At 67.3% G+C, this 15,846-nt stretch carries 20 protein-coding genes; 6 read left to right on the plus strand and 14 right to left on the minus strand.

What is annotated here, in order from left to right:
• The first annotated feature begins 253 nt into the window (after positions 1-253).
• Both N440_RS02700 and N440_RS02705 read left to right on the plus strand, forming a co-directional pair.
• Entirely contained in the window at positions 254-466 is a 213-nt protein-coding gene (locus tag N440_RS02700; protein WP_133933996.1) for a DUF4287 domain-containing protein, read from the plus strand.
• Positions 467-577: 111 nt separating this feature from the next.
• Positions 578-1,285 carry a YitT family protein gene (locus N440_RS02705; RefSeq protein ID WP_166671531.1) on the plus strand — a complete coding sequence of 236 codons (708 nt, stop codon included), beginning with the start codon at positions 578-580 and terminating at the stop codon, positions 1,283-1,285.
• A 73-nt stretch (positions 1,286-1,358) separates the two neighbouring features.
• On the opposite strand, the gene N440_RS02710 is transcribed toward N440_RS02705, so the two are convergent.
• The gene (locus tag N440_RS02710) at positions 1,359-1,901 is read right to left on the minus strand and encodes a DNA-3-methyladenine glycosylase I (protein ID WP_133933997.1); all 543 of its coding nucleotides are present in this window, start codon (positions 1,899-1,901) and stop codon (positions 1,359-1,361) included.
• Positions 1,902-1,990: 89 nt separating this feature from the next.
• Between N440_RS02710 and N440_RS02715 the strand changes: the two genes are divergently transcribed.
• The 4 genes from N440_RS02715 (at position 1,991) to N440_RS02730 (ending at position 4,760) form a co-directional block, all read left to right on the plus strand.
• Positions 1,991-2,557, plus strand: coding sequence for a YqgE/AlgH family protein (locus N440_RS02715; protein ID WP_006422622.1), 567 nt, complete (start codon positions 1,991-1,993; stop codon positions 2,555-2,557).
• Positions 2,558-2,576: 19 nt separating this feature from the next.
• The gene (gene ruvX, locus N440_RS02720) at positions 2,577-3,044 is read left to right on the plus strand and encodes a Holliday junction resolvase RuvX (RefSeq protein WP_180879650.1); all 468 of its coding nucleotides are present in this window, start codon (positions 2,577-2,579) and stop codon (positions 3,042-3,044) included.
• A gap of 16 nt (positions 3,045-3,060) precedes the next feature.
• On the plus strand, positions 3,061-4,011 hold the full coding sequence (locus N440_RS02725; protein WP_049456205.1) for an aspartate carbamoyltransferase catalytic subunit: 951 nt from the start codon (positions 3,061-3,063) through the stop codon (positions 4,009-4,011).
• Between the two features lie 257 nt (positions 4,012-4,268).
• Positions 4,269-4,760 (plus strand): transposase, encoded by a 492-nt coding sequence (locus tag N440_RS02730; protein WP_133933998.1) that lies wholly within the window; start codon positions 4,269-4,271, stop codon positions 4,758-4,760.
• A 153-nt stretch (positions 4,761-4,913) separates the two neighbouring features.
• On the opposite strand, the gene N440_RS02735 is transcribed toward N440_RS02730, so the two are convergent.
• From N440_RS02735 to lptA, 13 genes are all read right to left on the minus strand, one after another.
• Complete coding sequence (locus N440_RS02735; protein WP_133933999.1) at positions 4,914-5,711, minus strand: prolyl oligopeptidase family serine peptidase; 798 nt, start codon at positions 5,709-5,711, stop codon at positions 4,914-4,916.
• A 70-nt stretch (positions 5,712-5,781) separates the two neighbouring features.
• Positions 5,782-6,048 carry a hypothetical protein gene (locus N440_RS02740; protein WP_053449002.1) on the minus strand — a complete coding sequence of 89 codons (267 nt, stop codon included), beginning with the start codon at positions 6,046-6,048 and terminating at the stop codon, positions 5,782-5,784.
• 58 nt (positions 6,049-6,106) lie between these two features.
• Entirely contained in the window at positions 6,107-7,468 is a 1,362-nt protein-coding gene (mgtE, locus tag N440_RS02745) for a magnesium transporter (RefSeq protein ID WP_008266103.1), read from the minus strand.
• 126 nt (positions 7,469-7,594) lie between these two features.
• Positions 7,595-9,364, minus strand: coding sequence for a phosphoenolpyruvate--protein phosphotransferase (gene ptsP, locus N440_RS02750; RefSeq protein ID WP_133934000.1), 1,770 nt, complete (start codon positions 9,362-9,364; stop codon positions 7,595-7,597).
• Positions 9,365-9,366: 2 nt separating this feature from the next.
• Positions 9,367-9,636, minus strand: coding sequence for an HPr family phosphocarrier protein (locus N440_RS02755; RefSeq protein ID WP_005408385.1), 270 nt, complete (start codon positions 9,634-9,636; stop codon positions 9,367-9,369).
• Positions 9,629-10,021: a PTS ascorbate IIA component gene (locus tag N440_RS02760; protein ID WP_006422749.1), complete on the minus strand. Its 393-nt coding sequence runs from the start codon at positions 10,019-10,021 to the stop codon at positions 9,629-9,631. The genes N440_RS02755 and N440_RS02760 overlap by 8 nt, the downstream gene beginning before the upstream one ends.
• A 332-nt stretch (positions 10,022-10,353) precedes the next feature.
• A complete protein-coding gene (gene rapZ, locus N440_RS02770) occupies positions 10,354-11,238 on the minus strand; it encodes an RNase adapter RapZ (protein WP_166671532.1) in 885 nt (294 codons plus the stop codon).
• Positions 11,239-11,263: 25 nt separating this feature from the next.
• Positions 11,264-12,214 (minus strand): HPr(Ser) kinase/phosphatase, encoded by a 951-nt coding sequence (gene hprK / locus N440_RS02775; RefSeq protein ID WP_004147299.1) that lies wholly within the window; start codon positions 12,212-12,214, stop codon positions 11,264-11,266.
• Complete coding sequence (locus tag N440_RS02780; protein ID WP_006422799.1) at positions 12,211-12,663, minus strand: PTS sugar transporter subunit IIA; 453 nt, start codon at positions 12,661-12,663, stop codon at positions 12,211-12,213. The genes hprK and N440_RS02780 overlap by 4 nt, the downstream gene beginning before the upstream one ends.
• A 21-nt stretch (positions 12,664-12,684) precedes the next feature.
• The gene (gene raiA / locus N440_RS02785) at positions 12,685-13,002 is read right to left on the minus strand and encodes a ribosome-associated translation inhibitor RaiA (RefSeq protein WP_005415556.1); all 318 of its coding nucleotides are present in this window, start codon (positions 13,000-13,002) and stop codon (positions 12,685-12,687) included.
• Positions 13,003-13,060: 58 nt separating this feature from the next.
• Entirely contained in the window at positions 13,061-14,482 is a 1,422-nt protein-coding gene (locus N440_RS02790) for an RNA polymerase factor sigma-54 (RefSeq protein ID WP_133934002.1), read from the minus strand.
• A 40-nt stretch (positions 14,483-14,522) separates the two neighbouring features.
• The gene (lptB, locus tag N440_RS02795; protein ID WP_053449007.1) at positions 14,523-15,242 is read right to left on the minus strand and encodes an LPS export ABC transporter ATP-binding protein; all 720 of its coding nucleotides are present in this window, start codon (positions 15,240-15,242) and stop codon (positions 14,523-14,525) included.
• Complete coding sequence (gene lptA / locus N440_RS02800) at positions 15,242-15,769, minus strand: lipopolysaccharide transport periplasmic protein LptA (RefSeq protein ID WP_006422810.1); 528 nt, start codon at positions 15,767-15,769, stop codon at positions 15,242-15,244. Before lptA ends, lptB begins: the two co-directional genes overlap by 1 nt.
• Positions 15,770-15,846 lie beyond the last annotated feature (77 nt).

Genomic DNA, 15,846 nt, shown 5'->3' on the forward strand with positions numbered 1-15,846 from the left:
TCCTGCGGGAGGCAGGGTGGCTCAGGTTGCGGGGGGCGGCGCAAGTACGTCCATGTAGCCTCGGTCGCGCCATCCATGGCGCTCACGCCCCCGCAACCTGAGCCACCCCGCCTTCGACAGTTTCCCGCGAGCTGTTGGAACCTGCTGCTGACGGTAGGTGCCGACCGTTGGTCGACACGGGGTCGGATGTGTGGGGATGTCGATTTCCACGTCTGTGGTTCGTCGAATGAATGACTTTCAACAGGAGCAGCACATGAGCATTGGCACCACGCCGAGAGGCCCGGCCTCGTATTTCCCCTCCATCGAGAAGACCTACGGCCAGCCGGTTGCGCACTGGTTCGGGCTGCTGGCGGCCAGGCAGGGCCTGAAGCACATGGAACTGGTCAGCTTCCTGAAGAGCGAGCACGGCTTGGGCCATGGCCACGCCAACGCGCTGGTGGCGCACCATCTGGCTGGCAGGGGCTGACCAGCCGCGGGTCGGGGCCAGGGCGGAGCGCCTTCAGCTGAACGATTTCATCTGCAACTGTCATGCAGATCGTGTCTAATACCGCTCCCCACCCGTTGTTCCCCCACCCGCATGTCCCTTGAATCCCATGGCCCCGCGCCGTGCGACGACGCTGACGGCCACCTGGTCACCGCCGGTCCGCTGACCCCACCGCCCGACAGTGCCGGTACCTCCGCCGACGAAACTGCACTGCGGCACTCGATCGCCGAAGACGTGCAGGGCATGGTGCTGGCCACGATGGTGGCCTCGCTGGGCCTGGCCATCTTCGCCAAGAGTGGGCTGATGATCGGCGGCATGGCCGGCATGGCCTTCCTGCTGCACTACGCGCTGGACTGGAACTTCGGCGTGGTGTTCGTACTGGTCAATCTGCCCTTCTACTGGGTGGCGCTGCGCCGCATGGGCTGGGAATTCACCCTGAAGACCTTTGCCGCGGTCACCGCCTGCGGCGTGCTGACCGACCTGCTGCCGCGCTGGATCGATTTCTCGCATATCCACCCGCTGTACTCGGCCATCGTCGGCGGCGCCTTGTCCGGCCTGGGCATCCTGTTCTTCATCCGCCATCGTGCCAGCCTCGGCGGCATCGGCATCCTGGCGGTGTACCTGCAGCGCACCCGCGGCTGGAGCGCGGGCAAGGTGCAGATGTCCTACGACGCCTGCCTGATGGTGGCCGCGTTCTTCGTGCTGTCGCCGTCGAAGGTGCTGTACTCGGCCATCGGCGCGGTGGTGCTCAGCCTGGTGCTGATGTTCAACCACCGCCCCGGCCGTTACATGGGCGTGTGACGATTCGACGGTAGTGCCGGCCGCTGGCCGGCAACACCTGTGGCCTGGCGAGGCTGCCGGCCAGCGGCCGGCACTACCGGGCGGCCTGCAACCACGGTGGCGACAGTTTCAGCAGCCGCGCATGCACCGGGCAGTCCGTGGCGTGCGCACCGGGCAGGTAGCCCAGGCTCATCAGGAACTCGCCGGTGATCTCGCCGCCGGTGAAGCGGAAGGTCTTCTTGAACAGCTTCACCCAGTCAGCCTTGCTGCGCGGGTGGTGGGCATCGAGCCAGGCGGCGAAGCTGCCATGGCTGGCCCGCAGCTGCTGGATCACCTGCGCGTTGTGGATCGCCGCCAGCACCTTCAGCCGGTTGCGGATGATGCCCGCATCCGACAGCAGCCGCTCGATGTCCTGCTCGGCATAGGCCGCCACGCGGTCCACGTCGAAGCCGTCATAGGCCGCACGGAAGCCTTCGCGCTTCTTCAGGATGGTCTCCCAGCTCAGGCCGGCCTGGTTGATTTCCAGTACCAGCCGTTCGAACAGCTCGCGCTCGTCGCGCTGCGGGAAGCCGTACTCGTTGGCGTGGTAGTAGTCGTGCACCGGGTGGCCCGGGGCGATGAGGCAGTAGCCGGACACGTTGAATTCCTGCGGTACGGGCTGGTCATTATGCGCGCCGTGACCGCCGGGTGGAGGCGCCCGGCGCGCCCAGCCGCTAGAATGGCGCCATGCCAGTAACGCCGACCTCCCTTGCCGATCACCTGCTCGTCGCGCTGCCGTCGCTGCTCGACGCGACCTTCGCCCGTAGCGTCGCGCTGATCTGCCAGCACGACGAGAACGGCGCGATGGGCGTGCTGGTCAACCAGCCGTCCGAATACACCCTGGGCGAAGTGCTCGCACAGATGGACATCACCACCGGCGACGGCGACCTGCAGGCGCGCATGGTGCTCAATGGCGGCCCGGTGCACCCCGAACGCGGCTTCGTCATCCACGATGACGCACGGGCGTGGGATTCCAGCCTGACCGTGGGCGAGGGCCTGTACCTGACCACCTCGCGCGACATCCTTGAAGCGATGGCGCGCGGCGAAGGGCCGGCCAATGCCGTGGTTACCCTCGGCTGCGCCGGCTGGGGCGCAGGGCAGCTGGAAAGCGAGCTGGCCGAGAACAGTTGGCTGACCGTGCCGGCCGATGCCGAGCTGGTGTTCCAGCTGCCGCTGGAACAGCGCTGGCAAGGCGCGGCCTCGCGCATCGGCGTGGATCTGTTCCGGCTGACCGACTACAGCGGCCATGTCTGATCCGGCGGCCCCCGCACCGGTGTCTGCTGCCCCGGCCATCCGCCGCGACGGCACGGTTCTGGGTTTCGATGTCGGCTCGCGGCGTATCGGCGTGGCCATCGGCAGTGCCTTCGCCGCCCATGCACGCGCGGTGGCCGTGGTCGATGTGCACGGCAACGGGCCGGACTGGGCGGCGATCGAACGCCTGCTCAAGGAATGGAAGCCCGATGGTCTGGTGGTCGGCGACCCGCTGACCCTGGACGGCCAGGATCAGCCCAACCGCAAGCGCGCGCAGGGCTTTGCCCGCCAGCTGCGGGAACGCTTCAAGCTGCCGGTGGTGATGATCGACGAGCGTTCCAGCTCGGTCGAGGCCGCCCGCCGCTTCGCCGTCGAGCGCGCCGAAGGGCGCAAGCGGCGCCGCGATGCGGCCGCCCTCGACGCCGTGGCCGCGGCGGTGATCATCGACCGCTGGCTGTCGTCTCCCGACGACGCCACCCCCATTCCCTGACTGCACGACTCCCGCCATGACCGCCCAGCAAATCGATGCCTCCGGACGCCTGCGCCACCTGTTGACCCTTGAGGGGCTGCCGCGCGAAACCCTGCTGCAGCTGCTCGACCGCGCCGGGCAGATCCGCGACGCCGCGGTGGGCCGCGTCGGCAACAAGCGGCACGTGCTGGCCGGTTCGGCGGTATGCACGCTGTTCTTCGAACCGTCCACCCGCACCCGCAGCTCGTTCCAGCTGGCCGCGCAGCGCCTGGGTGCCGACGTGCTGAACTTCGATGCCTCGACCTCGTCCACGCGCAAGGGCGAAACCGCCTGCGACACGCTGCGCAACCTGGAAGCGATGGGCGTGCGCGGCTTCGTCGTGCGCCACCCCGATGATGGCGCCGTCGCCGCACTGGCTGAAGCGGCGGGCGAGGGCACCGCGCTGATCAACGCCGGTGACGGCCGCAGCTCGCACCCGACCCAGGGCCTGCTGGACATGCTGACCCTGCGCCAGGCCAAGGGCCCGGACTTCTCGAAGCTGAAGGTGGTGATTGTCGGCGACGTGAAGCACTCGCGCGTGGCCCGCACCGACCTGCATGCGCTGCGTACCCTGGGCGTGGGCGAGATCCGCGTATGCGGCCCGCAGTCGCTGCTGCCGGACGACGAGACCCTGAAGGGCTGCGTGGTCGGCGATGATTTCGACGCCATGCTGGAAGGCGTCGACGCGCTGATGATGCTGCGCCTGCAGCGCGAGCGCATGGAAGAAGGCCTGGTGCCGTCGCTGGAGCAGTACCACGCCGAGTACGGGCTGACCAACGAACGCCTGGCGCGCGCCGGCAAGGATGCAGCCGTGCTGCACCCGGGCCCGATCAACCGCGGCGTGGAAGTGACCGACGAGGTGGCCGACGGCCCGCAGTCGTGGGTACTGCGCCAGGTCGCCAACGGCGTCGCCGTGCGCATGGCCGTGCTGGAAACCCTGCTGGGCTGACCGCTCTGGTGGGTGCCAACCGTCGGTTGGCACAAAGGCGGATTCACCTTGAACTATCTGGGTGGGTGCCGACCGTTGGTCGGCACAATGGGAATTCACCCTGGACCATCTGGGTAGGTGCCGACCGTTGGTCGGCACAATGGGAATTCACCCTGGACTATCTGGGTAGGTGCCGACCGTTGGTCGGCACTGCCCCTACCTGCATCGACGCAGTTGCCCGATAGGCAACAACAGCTGTCGCGCACACGCTTGTGCCCATGAACCGAGCACGCCTGAGACTTGGCCGTCATTCCCGGATCGGGCAAACCTACCTTCTGACCTCCGTCACCCAGGGACGTCGACGCGACTTCGAGGATGCCGCCGCGGCACACGTGGCGATGGACGTGGTCCGTCGCATCGACGCTGAAGGTCTGACGCACTCGCTTGCCTATGTGGTCATGCCAGACCACATCCATTGGCTTGTGGAGCTCCGCGCGTTCTCACTGAACTACATCATGCAACGCTTCAAATCGAGCAGTGCATTACGGATCAATCGCATGCTCGGCCGGTCAGGAAGATTCTGGCAATCGAACTATCACGATCACGCGATCCGCTCTGATGAATCGCTGTTTCGCCATGCGATGTACGTGGTGGGGAATCCGATCAGGGCAGGATTGGCAACGCAGCTTGGTGAGTATCCCCATGCGTGGTGTAGATGGGAGATGGATGGAAAGTTCGAGGCAATCGAGTTTTCTGGATCGGAGAGATAGTGCCGACCAACGGTCGGCACCCACCAGTTCCCATGCCGACCAATGGTCGGCACCCACCAGCTCCCATGCCGACCAATGGTCGGTACCTACCAACACCCGGGCCGACCAACGGTCAACACCTACCAACAGATGTTTCCCGGCAGGGGCGGTGGTTCAGCGCTTCTGCGCGAACAGCCAGGCCCACATCGCCGGGTCGGCGTAGGTGGCGTCCCAGGCGTTGTGGTTGCCTTCCGGGTACTCGGTGTAGCGCACGTCGCGCGCGTTGGTGCCCTGGAAGGCACTGTGCAGCCTGCGGTCGTCGTCCGGTGGCACCACATCATCCAGGGCGCCGTGGAAGATCCAGATTGGTGCGTGCTGCAGGCGCTGGGCGATCACCGCGTAAGGATCGGCCTCATGCGCGACTTGTTCGACGAACAGGGTTGGGCGCTTCGCGCGCGGTGCCAGCACAGCGCCGCATACCGGCACGATCGCGGCAAAGCGGCGTGGATCGTCCAGGGCGATGTTCCAGCTGCCGTAGCCGCCCATCGACATGCCGGTCAGGTACTGGCGCGCAGGGTCGGCGCCAAACTCGGCGATCGTTGCGTCCAGCGCGGCCAGGGCCATGCGGTTGTTGCGGCCGCTCCATTCCGAGTGCTTTGCTGCCTGGGGGAAGACAACCAGGGCGGGGAAGTCGGGATGCTCGCGCAGGTAGGGGCCCAGCCCCGCGCGCGTCTGCCGGATGCCGTCGCTGCCGCGCTCGCCCGAGCCATGCAGGAACAGAATGACCGGAACACTGGCGGACGCCGGGGCCTGCAGCCCGGCCGGAATGAACACCTGGTAGTAGGCGGTCTCGCCATCCACTTTGACCGCGCGGGCCTCGAAGCGTCCACGCGCGCTGTCCGGCAGCGAGGCACATCCGGTCATCATCAGAAGGGCCAGCAGCGGCAGCCAGCGCGACATGGAACGGACCATGGGAATTCCTGGGGCGGCGGGAACGCCTCCATCGTAGTCCGCCGCCGTCAACGCGGCATCATGCGCCGCGTCACTGCGGGCGCGGGAAACTGGCGATGATGTCCAGCTGTTCCTGTGCTTCGGCATTGCCTTCAGCGGCGGCGGCCTGCACCTGCGCCATGTCCGGGTGCAGCACCACCAGCAACGGGTTCTCGCAGACCGGGCAGTCGTACTCGGTTGCGTCCTCGTCCAGTTCCATCTCCATGCCGCGCGAGCTGCCCTTCCATTCGCAGGCCGGGCAGGTGTGCTGCTGGTCGCGCCAGCCGGGCTGGAAGTAGTTTTCGATCGTCGTTGCCATTCGTGTTCCAGTGGGAAGGGGCAGCGCCCCGCATGGCGGTGGCCATCCCTTGATACGGTCAGTGCAGCAGCACCAGGGTGGCCAGGCCGAGGAAGGTGAAGAAGCCCATCGAGTCGGTCACCGCGGTCAGGAAGATGCCGCTGGCCAGCGCCGGGTCGAAGCCGAAGCGTTTGAGCGTCAGTGGCACCAGCACGCCGGCCAGTGCGGCGAACAGCAGGTTGCAGGTCAGCGCGATGGCGATCACCGCCGACAGCCCGGGCGAGTGGAACCAGGCCAGCACGATCAGCCCCAGAACCGAACCCAGCATCACGCCGTTCAACAGGGCGACCCGCACTTCCTTCCACAGCAGCGTGCGCGCATTGGATGCGCCCACCTGGCCCAGGGCCAGGCCGCGCACCATCAGCGCCAGCACCTGGGTGCCGGCATTGCCGCCCAGGCCGGCCACGATCGGCATCAGCACCGCCAACGCCACCAGCTTGTCGATGGTGCCTTCGAAGTGGCCGACCACGCTGGAAGCCAGGAAGGCGGTGCACAGGTTCACCGACAGCCACATCAGGCGCCGGCGCATCGCACGCCAGACCGGGCTGAACAGATCCTCGTCCTCGTCCAGACCGGCGGCGCCCAGCGCCTGGTGCTCGGCCTGGCCGCGGATGATGTCGACCACGTCATCGATGGTGATGCGGCCGATCAGGATGTTGTTGTCGTCCACCACCGGCGCGGAGATCCAGTCATGGTCGGAGAACTGCCGCGCCACTTCCTGGTCGCTCTCGCCGACGTCGATGGCCGGCTGCTCGTCGTCGATCAGGCGGTTGATCGGCGTGGTGTCCTCGTGGGTCACCAGCGCGGCCAGCGAGACCCGCCCGAGGTACTGGTGCCGCCGGCTGACCACGAACAGGTGGTCGGTGTGGTCGGGCAGTTCGCCGCGCAGGCGCAGGTAGCGCAGCACCACGTCGACGTTGACGTCGGCGCGCACCGTCACCACGTCCGGATTCATCAGGCGGCCGGCGCTGTCCTCGGGGTAGGACAGCACCTGTTCCAGGCGCTCGCGGTTCTCGCGGTCCATCGACTTGAGGACTTCGTCGATGACCGTGTCCGGCAGGTCTTCGACCAGGTCGGCCAGATCGTCGATGTCCAGGTCTTCGACCGCGGCGATGATCTCGTCCGGGTCCATGTCCGCGAGCAGGCTTTCGCGCACGTCCTCGCCGACGTGGACCAGCACCTCGCCGTCATCTTCCGGATCGACCAGGCCCCACACCACCTCACGCTTGCCCGGCGGCAGCGATTCGAGCAGGTTGCCGATCTCGGCCGGGGCCAGGGTGTTGACCAGCCGACGCACCGGCCCCAGCCGGCCGCTGTCCAGTGCATCGGACAGCATCCGCAGTTGGCGCGCAGTCTTGTCGTGGCGTACAGCTTCAGCCATCGCAGCTCCCGCGGGATAAGAAAAGCCGCGATCCCGGCAAGGATGCGGCAACAGGGGTGTTCAGCGCGTCATTATCGCAAGGGGATGTTTCAACGCATAGCCGCTGGGTGGCATTACCCCCTGCGGTCAGGGCGCGTCCGCCACCAGTGCCAGCCAGCGCTCGATGCCGCGGCGGTCGCGCGCGGCCAGCAGCTTCGGCGCGCGGGCACGCAAGGCGCCCAGGTCGGCCTCGCGGATCGCCCGGCGCACCTCCAGCAATGTACCGGGATGCAGGCTGAACTCGCTCAGGCCCAGCGCCAGCAGCAACGGGGTCATCCGGGCATCGCCGGCCATCTCGCCGCAGACCGCCACCGGGATGCGGTGGCGCGCGCCGGTGTCGATCACCATCTGCAGCAGCCGCAGCACGGCCGGGTGCAACGGCGAGTAGAGCTCGCCCAGTGCCTCGTTGTTGCGGTCGGCGGCGAGCAGGTACTGCACCAGGTCGTTGGTACCGATCGACAGGAAGTCGACCAGATCGATGAAGCTCTCCAGCGCCAGTGCGGCCGCGGGGACTTCGATCATCGCGCCCAGTGGCACGTGGTCGGACACCATGTGGCCCTCGCCGCGCAGCTGTTCGGTCAGCTTGAGCATGCGCCGGCGCACCGCCAGCAGCTCCTCGCGGGAACTGACCATCGGAACCAGCACGCGCAGCTTGCCGTAGGCCGAGGCGCGCAGGATCGCGCGCAGCTGGGTGTCGGCCACCTTCGGCCGGGCCAGCGACAGGCGCACGCCGCGCAGGCCCAGTGCCGGATTTTCTTCGTTGCTCAGGGTCAGGCCGGTGCGATCGGCCTTGTCCGCGCCCAGGTCGAGCGTGCGGATGGTGACCGGACGCCCGCTCATGCCCAGTGCGGCATCGCGATAGGTCTGGAACTGTTCTTCCTCGTCCGGCAGCTCGTTGCGCTGCAGGAACAGGAATTCGGTGCGGTACAGGCCCAGCCCCTGCGCGCCCAGCGCATGCGCCTGGGTCACGTCCTCCAGCGATTCGGCGTTGGCCAGCAGGGCGATGTCGATCTGGTCGCGGGTACGGCTGGGCTTGCTGCGCAGGCGGCCCAGCTCGCGCTGTTCACGCGCATGCTCTTTCAGTCGCGCGCGGTAGTCGCGCAGGTTGTCGGCCTGCGGGTTGACCGTGATGCTGCCGTCGGCGCCGTCGATGATCAGCACGTCGCCGTCGGCGATGCGGCTGAGCAGCTGCGGTACGTTGACGATCAGCGGCAGGTGCAGGCTGCGTGCCAGGATCGCACTGTGCGAAAGCGCGCTGCCGGCGGCGGTGACGATGCCGACCACCCCTTGCGCCTGCAGCTGCGCCAGCTCGGACGGGGCGATGTTGTCGCAGACCAGGATCTCACCGGCCAGGCCCTTCATCACCGGCGGCCGGTCCGGTTGCAGGAAGGCGTGGATGCGGCCGATCACATGGTCCAGATCGTCCATGCGGCTCTTCAGGTAGGCATCGTCCATGCCATCGAAGACCTTGGCCAGGCGGTCGCGTTGCAGGCGCAGCGCATAGCCGGCACTGTACGGCCCGCTGCGGATCAGTTCGTCCAGGCCATACAGCAGCTCAGGGTCGTCCAGCAGCAGGGCATGCAGGTCGAGGAACTCGCCCACTTCCTGGTTCAGTGCGCCGTGCAGGCGCTGGCGCAGCTCATGCATTTCCGTGCGCGCCGCATCCACCGCACGGTGCAGGCGGGCCAGCTCGGCCTCGACCTGGTGGATCGCGATGCGCTGCTCGGCTACTTCCAGTGCATGTGGCAGCCGCACGCGGGCGCGGCCCATGGCCGTGCCACGGGCAGCACCGTGGCCGGCCAGCAGCTGTACCGGCCGTTGGCCGGAGGGAAGCTGGCCGGCGCGTGCGCGTGGCACGCTCAGCTGTCCTCGTCGAAACGGCGTTCGAACAGGCCGACCACCGCCTCCATCGCGGCGGCTTCGTCCTCGCCGTTGATGCGCACGGTGACCGGGGTGCCCTGGCCGGCAGCCAGCAGCATCACGCCCATGATGCTCTTGGCGTTGATCTCACGGCCCTTGGCGGCCATGGTCACGTTGCAGCGGAACGGCGCCAGGGTCTGCACCAGCTTGGCGGTGGCCCGGGCATGCAGCCCCAGGCGGTTGCTGACGGTGAGTTCTCGTTCAAGCATCGTCGACTATCGCTCCATTACGGGTACCCGCCGCGGCTGTGGCGGGCAGTTGATCCAGTCCCTGTTCCGGATAATTCATCACCCGCAGCAACATCGGCAGGCTCAGCGCCGACACCCGGCGAACCGGGGTCCCCAGCCGGGCCAGCTGCCCGGCAAGGTTGGCGGGGCTGGCGCCGTACAGGTCGGTCAGGATCAGCACGCCTTCCCCACCGTCGACCCGCCGCAGGGCGGCCGAGGCGAGCGGGAGCAGGGCGTCCAGGTCTGCGTCGAACGGTACTTCGAAAGCTTCGGTCTTCAGCGGCAATTGCCGCAGGAGCCGGGTCGCCACCTCAAGCAGGGCGGTCCCGACCCCGGGATGTGTTACGAGGAGAATGCCACAGGTCATTACTGCACGTTAACAGGTCAAGGTGAATCGGCGATAGCAGCAGGAGAGGAGCACTGTGTCCCGTATTCAGCGTTGCCCGGGTGGCACGCCTGTTTCGCCGAAAAAGCGATCCGACCCTGTCCGTCTTTTCGAAGCCTGACAGAGATTCATCCACGCATGGCGTGGAGCCATCGTGTCGACCAAGGTCGACACCCACCAACAGCACACGGAATCTGTCAGAGGCGGGGTGGTGTGGGTAGCCCCGCCTTCTCACGGAGTGCTGCCTTTGCTGTTGCTGTTGCCGGCCAGCGGCCGGCACTACCGCGGGTGCCGGGCGCAGCCCGGCCGCCCCCTCAATCCTGTTCGCGGTGGTAGGTCGCCACATCTTCCCAGCCCTTCTCGCGCGCGTGGCGCGCCATGCGCTCGGCCAGGAACACCGAGCGATGCTTGCCACCGGTACAGCCGAACGCCACGGTCACGTAGCTGCGGGTGCCGTCGCCCAGCTTGGGCAGCCAGGTGTCGAGAAAGTCCATCAGCTGGGCCAGGTAGCGCTGCACGTCGGGCTGCGCTTCCAGGTAGTCGCGCACGCCCGGCTCGCGGCCGCTCAGCGCGCGCAGCTCCGGGTCCCAGTGCGGGTTGGGCAGAACGCGCGCGTCGAACACGAAGTCCGCCTCGGCCGGCACGCCGCGCTTGTAGGCGAACGATTCGAACAGCAGCGACAGCCGGGTGGCGTGGTCCAGGGTGAACTCGGTGATGATCCGCCGCCGCAGCTGGTGCACGTTGAGCGCGCTGGTGTCGATCACCGCATCGGCTTCACGGCGCAGCGGGGCGGTCAGCACGCGTTCGCGCGCGATCGCCTCGGGCAGTGACAGGCCCAACTGGCTCAACGGATGCCGGCGACGGGTGTCGGCATAGCGCTTGAGCACCGTTTCGTCGCTGGCCTCGAAGAACAGTACCTTCACCTCCACGCCGGCGTCGGTGGCCAGTTGCCGCCAGTCGCCCAGCTGGCCAAGATCGGCCTGGCCGCGCACGTCGATACCCACCGCCAGCCGGCGCGGCGCGTGGCCATCGTGATTGGCCAGCAGGCTGCGCACGAAATCCGGGAGCAGATTGATCGGCAGGTTGTCCGAGCAGTAGTAGTCCTGGTCCTCGAAGGTCTTCAGGGCCACGGATTTACCCGAGCCGGACAGGCCGCTGACGATGATCAGGGTCGGGGCGGTGGGGGCGGCGGTGCTCATGGACGGGCTCTTCGAAAGACAGGGGTCAGGGCGTTCGCCGTTCCAGCAGATTGCTGTGGCGGGCGATGAACATCGCCGCCGGATCGATGCCCTTGGTGCGCAGGATATGCAGGCGGGTGGCCGCCTCGGTCAGCACGGCCAGGTTGCGGCCAGGCATCACCGGCAGGGTGATCAGCGGTACGTCCAGGTCCAGCACATGGCGGGTTCCCGAATCGCCGGTCAGGCGCTCGTAGCCATGCGGCGTGGGTTCGGTCATCGGCTTGGTCAGATGGACGATCAACCGAAGGTACTTGTTCTTCTTTACAGCCGTGTCGCCGAACATCTCGCGCACGTTCAGCACGCCCAGGCCGCGCACCTCAAGCAGGTCCTGCAGCAGTTCGGGGCAGGTGCCGTCGAGCACGTCGGGGGCGATCTGGGTGAATTCGGGTGCATCGTCGGCCACCAGGCGATGGCCGCGGCTGAGCAGTTCCAGCGCCAGTTCGCTCTTGCCCGAGCCGGCCTCACCGGTGATCAGCACGCCGATGGAGTAGATCTCCATGAACACGCCATGCAGGATCACCCGCGGTGCCAGCGTGCGCGCCAGATGGTAGGACAGGTGGTTGAGCAGTTCGTGGCCGCGCTTGGGTGACAGCCACAGCGGCGTACCGGACTCGTCTGCAGCCGCACGCAGGTCTTCCGGGCAGGGCTGGTTGCGGGTCAGCACCAGCGCCAGCGGGTGCGACTGCATGATTTTCTCGATGGTCTCCCAGCGCTGGCGAGGCTCCAGAGCATCCAGCCAGGACAGTTCCTCGGTGCCGAGAATCTGCACCTTGTTGGGGTAGATCGCGTTGAGGTAGCCGGCCAGCGAGGGCCGCCGGGAGACCGTGTTGCCGGCCTCCAGTTCACGCTTCTCGCCGGACTTGCCGGCAGCCCAGCGCAGCCCCAGCCGCTCGCGCTGCTGTTCGAACAGTTCACGGGCGGTGATGCTGGTATTCATGCGGCGCTCGCAGGTGGCGTCAGCTCAAGGGCCTGGCGCAGGGCCCGGGCGTCGCCGGCCGCGCGCAGCGCCTGGCGGATGTCGGGCGCGGAGAACAACTCGGCCAGCTCGGACAGCAGCATCAGGTGCTGGTGGGTGTAGTGGGCGGGGACGGCCATCGCGAACACCAGGTCCACCGGCTCATCGCCGCCGAAGTCGACCGGGGTGGCCAGCCGCAGCAGGGCGCCACGGGGGCGGTCCAGGGTCGGCGCGCGGCCGTGGGGAATGGCGATGCCATGGCCGATTGCGGTACTGCCCAGCGCTTCGCGCTGGCACAGGTTCAGGTAGATCTGTTCGGCATTGGCCTGGCGGCAGGCCAGCAGCCCGGCGGCGGCCTGCAGGACGCTGTCGCGGTCGGTGGCCGTGCAGAGCTGGGTCTGCACGGCCGCCAGGAGGTCAGTCAGGGGCATGTCTGCGGGGAACAGTGGCGATCAGCCACCATTGTCGCCCACCGGCAGCGGCGCGTGCTGCTGTTTTTTCTCCTTGTGCTTGATCACAAGGCGGTCAAGCTTGTCCGCAAGCAGGTCGATTGCGGCATACATGGTCTGGCCGCCGGCCTCGGCGTGCAGGGTCTGCCCCGGGATGTTGAGGCTGGCGTCGACGTGATGCTCGGTCTTCTGCAGCTTGAGGGTCACCCGCGCTTCGCAGTGCTGATCGAAGTGTTTTCCGATCCGGGCCAGCTTCTCCTCTACATAGGACTGCAGGGCCGGGGTGACTTCGACATCTTTGCCAAACGTTTCGATGCGCATCGGGTTTCTCCTGTGTTCGGATGTGCCAATGAACCTCTCCGCCGGGCGCGGCGGCGCGTCAAGCGATTCTGACCCTTTCGTGCGAGGCGGAAATGTTCATGGCTTCACGATACTTCGCCACGGTGCGTCGCGCTACTGGAATTCCCGACGATTTGAGCAGGTCAGCCAGCTTGGCGTCAGAAAGCGGCTTGCGCGGGTTCTCGTCGTCGATCAGTCGCCGGATCATGGCCTGGATGGCCGTGCTGGACGCCTCGCCGCCGCCCTCGGTATCGATGCCCGACGCGAAGAAGGCGCGTAGCGGCAGGGTGCCGCGCGGCGTGCGCACATGCTTGCGCGCGATCGCGCGCGATACCGTGGATTCGTGCAGGCCGAGCTCGGTGGCGATCTCGCGCAGGGTCAGCGGGCGTAGCGCCTGTTCGCCGAATTCGAGGAATCCGGCCTGCTGCAGGATCAGGCTGCGCACCACCCGCAGCAGGGTCTCGCCGCGCTGCTGCAGCCCTTTCAGCAGCCAGCGCGCCTCCTGCAGCTGCGCGCGCAGATAACCGGCATCGGCCTCGCCACAGCGGCGGATGAGCTGTTCGTAGCCGCGGTGGATCACCACCTTCGGCCCGGCATGGCCGGCCAGTGCCGCGCGCCAGACGCCGTTCTGCCGCCACACCACCACGTCGGGCACCACGTAGGTGTCCTGCGAAAGCGGCGCAATCTGCGTGCCCGGGCGCGGGTCCAGCGAGCGCAGCAGGGCGACGGCGGTCTCGACATCGGCAAGCGGTCGTTTCAGTTCGTGGGCGAGGCCGGCCACGCCACTGCGCGGCAAGCGTTCCAGCGGCCCTGCGGCAATCTGTCGCGCCAGGGCCAGTCCGGGCGTGTCCTCGCCCAGCACGTCCAGCTGCAGCTGCAGGCATTCACCGAGTGTGCGTGCGGCCACGCCGACCGGATCGAAACGCTGGATGCGATGCAGTACGGCGAGGATCTCGTCCTCGTCGGCATGGATCGTTGGCAGCAGTGTTTCAGCGATGGTCGCCAGCGGTTCCCGCAGGTAGCCATCGTCGTCCAGTGCATCAATCAGCGCGGCGCCGATGCTGCGATCGGGTGCGGACAGATGTGACAGGTGCAGCTGCCACAGCAGGTGATCGGCCAGCGTCTCGCTTTCGGCCACGCGCTCGGCGGCGCTGCCGGTGTCGTCGTCATCGTCGAAGCTGCCACCGCTGCCGGCAGCGCTCCAGTCCAGCTCGGCAGGCACCCAATCGTCGCCATCTTCGGCGCGTTCGCTGGGGGCTTCGCTGTCGTGGCCGTCACTGGCCTCGTTGGCGGCAGGGCCGTCGTTGCTGTCGGCCCAGTCCAGCAGGGGATTGCTTTCCACGGCCTGGGCGATTTCCAGCTCCAGCTCGGTGGTGGACATCTGCAGCAGCTTGATCGCCTGCTGCAGCTGGGGCGTGAGCACCAGCTGCTGTCCCAACGATGTCTGCAGCCGAGTCTTCATACCTGTGCCGAAAGGATGGAAAGTGCCCCGGTGCCCGCCGTCACAGCTTGAACGAATCCCCAAGGTAGACGCGGCGTACGTCGGCGTTGTCCAGGATCGCCTCCGGCGAGCCCTGGGCCAATACGGCGCCTTCGGCGAGAATATACGCGCGGTCGCAGATTCCCAAGGTCTCACGCACGTTGTGATCGGTGATCAGCACGCCGATGCCACGCTGCTTGAGGTGGGTGACGATGCGCTGGATCTCGCCGACCGAAATCGGATCGACGCCGGCGAACGGCTCGTCGAGCAGGATCAGGCGCGGCTGCGCGGCCAGTGCACGGGCGATCTCGCACCGACGGCGTTCGCCACCGGACAGGCTGGCGCCGAGCTGGTCGGCAACGTGGCCCAGCTGCAGTTCGTCGAGCAGGCTGCTCAGTTCGCGTTCGCGGCCGGCCGAATCCAGGTCCTCGCGCAGTTCCAGCACCAGGCGGATGTTGTCGGCCACGGTCAGCTTGCGGAACACCGAGGGTTCCTGCGGCAGATAGCCCACGCCCTGCTTGGCGCGGGTGTACATCGGGTCGCCGGTGATGTCGCGTCCGTCGAGCACGATGCTGCCCGCATCGGCGGCGACCAGGCCGACGATCATGTAGAAGCAGGTGGTCTTGCCGGCACCGTTGGGGCCCAGCAGGCCGACCACTTCACCGGCATCGAGGGTCAGCCCGAAGTCCTTGACGACTTCACGCTGCTTGTAGCGTTTGCGCAGGCCCTTGGCGACAAGCATTACTTCTTGCTCCCGGCAGGCTTGGCCGGCTGTGCGGCCGGGTTCTTGTTCTTCGGCGGAATGACGGTGCGCACGCGGCTGCCGTCGCCACCGGAGTTCATCTCACCGCTGCGGGTGTTGTAGACCATGCGCTGGCCGGCGTTGGTGCCGCGCGCGCTGGTGACCTTGTAGTTGCCGGTCAGGGTGATGATCTCGCTCTTGATGTCATAGTCGATGCGATCGGCCACCGCGTCCATCCAGGTGCCATCGTCGAGCTGCTGCTTCATGGTGGCCTGCTTGCCGGTGAACACCGCACGCACGGCCTCGCCATCCTTCAGGTAGATCTCGGCTTCCGACGAGCGGATGTCCAGGGTTCCCTGGGTGATGTTCACGCCCTGCGAGAGCACGGTCTTGCCATCGCCGGTGAGCACGCCGGACTGGGCGCCGGAATCGATGTTCATGTTCTCGTTGCGGTCGGTGGACTTGGCGAAGGCGGCGCTGGGCACAACAAGTGCGAGCGCGAGTACGGCTGCAAAGGGAATCTTCATCGGGGTCCGTTCTACCGGTGGAGGGCTCCCGGAAACCGGGGGCGGGGAGGGGCTGCCGGCCGTGCGCCTGTCCGGGG

The organism is Stenotrophomonas sp. CC22-02 (genome assembly GCF_004365115.1).
GTDB lineage: Bacteria > Pseudomonadota > Gammaproteobacteria > Xanthomonadales > Xanthomonadaceae > Stenotrophomonas > Stenotrophomonas forensis.